The organism is Methylobacterium sp. WL116 (genome assembly GCF_008039455.1).
Classification (GTDB): Bacteria; Pseudomonadota; Alphaproteobacteria; order Rhizobiales; family Beijerinckiaceae; genus Methylobacterium.
The window spans coordinates 1-4,990 of sequence record NZ_VRUV01000338.1 but is presented as its reverse complement, the minus strand read 5'-3'; the positions used below and the strand labels follow the sequence as shown (position 1 = coordinate 4,990).

Sequence of the window (4,990 nt, the reverse complement as noted above, 5' to 3'; positions counted from 1 at the left end):
GCCGCGGCGCAGGCGGAGGCGGACGCCCAGGCTGCGCGCGCGATCCGCACGCCGGCGATGGAGGTCCAGAGCGGTGAGCGGTGAGGCGGACGCCGCCCTTCCCCCTCCCCCTGAAGCGGGGAAGGGTCCCCCCCGCAGCAGGGGGAGAGAGCGGAGCGCGTCGTCCGGAGACGGCGCTCCCCTCTCACGGCCCTCGCCGACGCGAGACCCTCCCTCCCCCGCTTCGGGGGGAGGGAAGACCGTGCCACCCGATGCCGGCCGCTTCGTCACCGGCTCGATCCTGCGCCACGTGGTGGTGATGAGCGCCACCGGCTCGATCGGCCTGATGGCGGTGTTCGTCGTCGACCTGCTGTCGCTGCTCTACGTGTCGAAGCTCGGCGACACCGACCTCACCGCCGCGGTCGGCTTCGCCGCGATCGTCCAGTTCTTCGCCATCGCCATCAACATCGGCCTGATGATCGCCGCCGGCGCCCTGGTCAGCCGCGCGATCGGCGCCGGCGACCGGGACGGCGCGCGGCGGATCGCGACCTCGTCGACGCTGCTCGGGCTCGCCGCCTCCGCCCTCCTCGTGGCGCTGCTGCTGCCGCTGTCGGACCCGCTGCTGCGGGCGATCGGCGCGGAGGGCGAGACGCTGACCGTGGCCGAGCGCTTCCTCTGGATCGCCCTGCCCTCGAACGTGCTGATGGGCCCGGGGATGATGTTCTCCGGGCTGCTGCGCGCGGTCGGCGCCGCGCGCCAGGCGATGTTCGTGACGCTCGGCGGCGCGCTGGTGACGGTGGGGCTCGATCCGCTGCTGATCTTCGGGGCCGGGCTCGGGGTCGACGGGGCGGCGATCACCACCTGCGTGGCGCGCGCCACCTTCGCGCTGATCGGCTGGCACGGGGTGCGCCAGCACCGGATGCTGGCGCCCGCGAGCCTCGCGGCGACGGTCGCCGACGCGCCGCTGGTGTTCCGGATCGCGCTGCCGGCGGTGCTCACCAACCTCGCGCCGTCGGTGGCGAGCGCCTTCCTCGCCCACGTGCTCGCCCGCTACGGCGCGGTGGCGGTGGCGGCCAACGTGGTGATTGACCGGCTCACCCCGGTGGCCTTCGGCGGGCTGTTCGCCCTGTCGGGCTCGATCGGCCCGATCCTCGGCCAGAACTGGGGCGCCCGCCGCTTCGACCGGATGCGCGGCGTGCTCCGCGACGGCGCGCTCGTGACCTTCCTCTACGTGGCGGTGGTGTGGGCCGCCTTGGTGCTCGCCCGCGGCCCGCTGATGCGGCTGTTCGCGCTCGACGGGGTCGCCGCCGACCTGTTCGGCTTCTTCTGCCTCGTCAGCGGCGGGGTGTGGTTCTTCAACGGCCTGCTGTTCCTGGCCAACGCCGCGTTCAACAACCTCGGCTTCCCGTTCCGCTCGACCCTGCTCAACTGGGGCCGGGCGACGCTGGGCACGATGCCGATGGCGCTCGCGGGCGCCGCCCTGTACGGGCCGCGCGGGGTTCTCGCCGGCGTCGGCATCGGCTCGCTCGCCTTCGGGCTGGCCGGCATCCTGATGGCCGCCCGCACGGTCACGCTGCTCGAGCGCGACGTCGTGGTGCCGGCGCGCGCGCCCGATCCCGAGGCGAGCGTCGCCGCCGGCCCGGCCCATGGCGGCGCGCTGGTGTAGCGCGCCGCGTCGCGTCGGCAGGCGCGACGTCCCCGGCATCCCGGCCGGGACGCGATCCCCGGTGGATGCGCGGCACCGATCGCGCCGGGACGCGCCCGAACGTTGGCCGGCAACTGGCCAGCGGCGTCGATAAGGGTCTAGACTTGGAACGCGCGGCCCGCGATGCGGTTTTCCGCGCGGCGAACAGACCAAGGCCGCGTGATGTTCAACCCGCTCGACATGCTTCAGGCCCAGAACGGCGCCGGGATGCAGAGTGTGGCCCAGCAGTTCGGCCTCACCCCCGAGCAGACGCGCCGGGCGATGGAGGCCCTGATGCCGGCCTTCGCGCTCGGGCTGCAGCGCAGCGCCGTCCCCGACCCGACCGGCCTGTCGCAGATGTTCGGGCTGGCCGGCGCCCGCCCCGCCGCGAGCCCGGCACCCAGCCCGGCCGAGACCATGCTCGGGCAGATGTTCGGCTCGCCGGCCCTCACCCAGGCGATCCTGCAGCAGGCCTCCTCGGCCAGCGGCGTCGGCTCGCAGGTGCTGCGCCAGATGCTGCCGATGATGGCCGGCGCGGTGGTCGCGAGCATCGTCCACATGCTGCTGAACCAGCAGGCTCCGGAGGCCAAGCCGGCGCCCGCCCCGGCGCCCTCGCCGTTCGCGGTCGCGCCGGGCTGGGCCGAGATGATGAAGGCGTTCGTCCCGGCGCAGGCCGCGCCGGAGGCGCAGAAGCAGGCCGCCAGGCCCCCGGTCTCGAAGCCCCAGGTCTCGAAGCCCGCACCGAAGCCGGAACCCGATGCCGCCGGCGGCATGTTCCAGCAGATGCTGAAGACCGGCGCCGAGGTTCAGGAACAGAACGTCAAGGCGATGCAGGGCCTGTTCGAGGCGTTCTGGGCCGAGGCCGACCCCGCCAAGGCGGCCGCGGCCAAGCCCTCGGGCACGACGCCGAACGCCGACCCCGCCTCGGAGCCGGACGCGTCGCACCGGTCGCGTAAGGGCCGGCCGGGGACGCGCTGAGGTTGGTCAGTTCTGGCTGACCGCGTTTCCGATGGTCTGGTAGACGGTGCTGACCTTGGACGCGTAGAGGCGCAGGCTGCCGACGATGGCCAGGAAGACCAGCCCCGAGATCAGGGCGTACTCGATGCTCGTCGCGCCGCGCGCGTCGGCGGCGAAGCGGCGCTTCGGCGGCACGGCTCCGGCCCCTTTCGACAGTTCGACGGCCGTCCTCGACATCGATGATCGCCTTCCTCGGCCGAACCGGCACACGGCGACCCTACCCGCGCGACCTTGAGGATGTTTTAACTCGATCGGCGACGGGCGACGGTCGCGGCATCCGCCGAAGCAGGATCCGTGCGACCGGCCGTTTTGCGGGTCCCCTCCCCCGCTTGCGGCGAGAGGGGATGGGCGCTCGGGCGACCCGTCGGGAGCGGGCCCGCGCGGGCGCCTTCGCCCCGCTCAGCCGTGGCCGGCTTCCTTGCGCAGGGCGTCGATGCGCTTGGAGGCCTCGGCCTTGTCGATGTCGGGATCGAACGCCTCGGGCTCCTTGGTCTCCTCCGACAGGGTCTTGAGATAGGAGGCCTGCGCACCGGTCATCGGCTCGCCGCCGGTGGTCCACTGGTCGGGATCCTTGATCTGGTTCGACACGTCCTTCGGGTCGGTCTTCGGGTTCTCGTTCGAAGCGGACTTCGTGTCGGACTTGGCGTCGGACTTCGAATCGGACTTCGCCGTGGTCTTGGCAGCGGCCTTGGTCATCGGGCACTCACGCGTTCATGGAATGTTCCGTCAGAACGCGGCCCGCATCCCCGAGGTTCCCCGCCGGCCGGAACCGGCGGGGGATAAGACGCCTCAGGCCGCGCGCGCCTTCAGGCTGCGCGCGCCTGTGGCTGCACCTCGGCGAGGTAGTCGTCCATCAGCGTGCGGGTGATCGCGCCCGGCGCGAACCGGTAGGGCCCGATCTCGGAGACCGGGGTGACCTCGGCGGCCGAGCCGGTGATGAAGCATTCCGAGAAGTCGGCCATCTCCTCGGGGCGGATGCGGCGCTCGGTGACCGCGAGGCCGCGGCGGCGGGCCAGCTCGATCACCGTCTGCCGGGTGATGCCGTTGAGGAAGCGGTCGGCGGTGGGGGTGTGGATCGCCCCGTCGCGGATGAAGAACACGTTGGCGCCGGTGCACTCGGCGACGTTGTCCTCGAAGTCGAGCATCAGCGCGTCGGCATAGCCCTTGTTCTCCGCCCGGTGCTTGGAGATCGTGCAGATCATGTACAGGCCCGCCGCCTTCGAGGCGCAGGGGGCGGTGCGGGGATCGGGCCGGCGATACTCGGCGATGTCGAGGCGGATGCCCTTCATCTTGGTGGCGGCGTCGAAGTAGCTCGGCCATTCCCAGGCGGCGATCGCCAGGTGGATGGTGTTGCCCTGGGCCGAGACGCCCATCATCTCCGAGCCGCGCCAGGCGACCGGGCGGAGATACGCGTCCTGCAGGCCGCTGACCTTGAGCACGGCCTCCTTGGCCGCGACGATCTCGGCGGCCGAATACGGCACCGCGAAGTCGAGCAGCTCGGCGGAGCGGCGCAGGCGCTCGGCATGGGCGAGGCTCTTGAAGATTACCCCGCCATAGGCGCGCTCGCCCTCGAACACCGACGAGCCGTAATGCAGCCCGTGGCTCAGCACGTGGATCTTGGCGTCCCGCCACGGCACCATGGCGCCGTCGAACCAGATGGTGCCCTCGCGCTCGTCGAACGGGATCACGGACATGGGAACGTCTTCCTGGAAATCGTCGCGGCCCGCGCAACCTGCGGGCCCTTCGGCGGGGACGATGTCGATGGGCGCGCATGCGGGCGGCGCCGGCGGGGTTGACGGGTACCAACCGGCCTGGAATATGTCAACGACACTGACGTATATCGCGCGCACGCTCCTCCTTCCCATCCTCTCCGATCCGACGTCCTTCGCGCCGACGTTCGTCTCCTCTCCCGCCCTTCGCGCCGCAACCGGACCCGGGCCGCACGTGACATCTCCCGCCCTCCGCGAACGCAAGGACGCCGCCGAGCCGGCCGCCGCCTGCAGCAGCGACGACCTGATCGAGCTCCTGTTCTTCGCCTATCGCGACTTCGTCGGCGATCCGGACCGGATCCTGGCCGAGTACGGCTTCGGCCGGGCGCACCACCGGGTGCTGCACTTCGTCGACCGCTATCCCGGCCTGACCATCGCCGAATTGCTCGACATCCTGCGCATCACCAAGCAGAGCCTCAACCGGGTGCTGAAGGACCTGATCGGCCAGGGCTACATCGCCCAGCGGCCCGGCACCCAGGACCGGCGCCAGCGCCTGCTCACCTGCACGCCGAGCGGCGCGGCGCTGGCCGCCGACCTCACC

6 protein-coding genes are annotated in these 4,990 nt (G+C 72.0%); 3 read left to right on the top strand and 3 right to left on the bottom strand.

Going from position 1 to position 4,990, the window contains the following annotated elements; all coding sequences use genetic code 11:
- The first annotated feature begins 298 nt into the window (after nucleotides 1-298).
- Nucleotides 299-1,645 (top strand): MATE family efflux transporter, encoded by a 1,347-nt coding sequence (locus FV223_RS19765; protein ID WP_147728604.1) that lies wholly within the window; start codon nucleotides 299-301, stop codon nucleotides 1,643-1,645.
- A 201-nt stretch (nucleotides 1,646-1,846) separates the two neighbouring features.
- Complete coding sequence (locus FV223_RS19760) at nucleotides 1,847-2,641, top strand: DUF937 domain-containing protein (protein ID WP_147728603.1); 795 nt, start codon at nucleotides 1,847-1,849, stop codon at nucleotides 2,639-2,641.
- Nucleotides 2,642-2,647: 6 nt separating this feature from the next.
- On the opposite strand, the gene FV223_RS19755 is transcribed toward FV223_RS19760, so the two are convergent.
- The 3 genes from FV223_RS19755 to FV223_RS19745 form a co-directional block, all read right to left on the bottom strand.
- On the bottom strand, nucleotides 2,648-2,857 hold the full coding sequence (locus FV223_RS19755) for a Flp family type IVb pilin (RefSeq protein WP_147728602.1): 210 nt from the start codon (nucleotides 2,855-2,857) through the stop codon (nucleotides 2,648-2,650).
- 222 nt (nucleotides 2,858-3,079) lie between these two features.
- Complete coding sequence (locus tag FV223_RS19750; RefSeq protein WP_147728601.1) at nucleotides 3,080-3,376, bottom strand: DUF3072 domain-containing protein; 297 nt, start codon at nucleotides 3,374-3,376, stop codon at nucleotides 3,080-3,082.
- Nucleotides 3,377-3,486: 110 nt separating this feature from the next.
- On the bottom strand, nucleotides 3,487-4,374 hold the full coding sequence (locus FV223_RS19745; protein ID WP_147728600.1) for a branched-chain amino acid aminotransferase: 888 nt from the start codon (nucleotides 4,372-4,374) through the stop codon (nucleotides 3,487-3,489).
- A 250-nt stretch (nucleotides 4,375-4,624) separates the two neighbouring features.
- Between FV223_RS19745 and FV223_RS19740 the strand changes: the two genes are divergently transcribed.
- Nucleotides 4,625-4,990: MarR family transcriptional regulator (locus FV223_RS19740; RefSeq protein ID WP_147728599.1), on the top strand; the 366-nt coding region annotated here is incomplete at its 3' end.

What these genes read in the sequence shown, in the direction of transcription:
- FV223_RS19765 (WP_147728604.1), top strand. Translation starts at nt 299, where the DNA reads ATGAGCGCCACCGGCTCGATCGGCCTGATGGCGGTGTTCGTCGTCGAC.
- FV223_RS19760 (WP_147728603.1), top strand. Translation starts at nt 1,847, where the DNA reads ATGTTCAACCCGCTCGACATGCTTCAGGCCCAGAACGGCGCCGGGATG.
- FV223_RS19755 (WP_147728602.1), bottom strand. Translation starts at nt 2,857, where the DNA reads ATGTCGAGGACGGCCGTCGAACTGTCGAAAGGGGCCGGAGCCGTGCCG.
- FV223_RS19745 (WP_147728600.1), bottom strand. Translation starts at nt 4,374, where the DNA reads ATGTCCGTGATCCCGTTCGACGAGCGCGAGGGCACCATCTGGTTCGAC.
- FV223_RS19750 (WP_147728601.1), bottom strand. Translation starts at nt 3,376, where the DNA reads ATGACCAAGGCCGCTGCCAAGACCACGGCGAAGTCCGATTCGAAGTCC.